The sequence below is a fragment of the Pantoea sp. SIMBA_079 genome (assembly GCF_046940275.1).
Lineage (GTDB): Bacteria > Pseudomonadota > Gammaproteobacteria > Enterobacterales > Enterobacteriaceae > Pantoea > Pantoea borealis.
The window spans coordinates 1-248 of the sequence record NZ_JAWRYR010000709.1 but is presented as its reverse complement, the minus strand read 5'-3'; the positions used below and the strand labels follow the sequence as shown (position 1 = coordinate 248).

Below are 248 nucleotides of genomic sequence, written 5' to 3'. Positions count from 1 at the left end.
GCCAGCGCTGGAATCCCGGCAATTCCGACGGACGCAGCCACGGCACGGTGCGGATGATCGATGCGCTGGCGCGGTCCTACAACCAGGCCACGGTGCGCATCGGCATGGACGTGGGGCCGCGCGCGCTGGTCGATCTGGTGCACATCCTCGCCGGCATCCGCGCCGAGCCGAATCCGGCGCTGATTCTCGGCGCGATGGACCAGACCCCGTACGCGATGGCGCAGCTGTACCAGTTCCTCGCGTCGGGC

1 protein-coding gene is annotated in these 248 nt (G+C 69.8%); it reads left to right on the top strand.

What is annotated here, in order from left to right; translation table 11 throughout:
* Positions 1-248, top strand: a 248-nt coding sequence (locus SB719_RS21790) for a hypothetical protein (RefSeq protein WP_412159979.1), incomplete at both ends; no start/stop codon positions are given.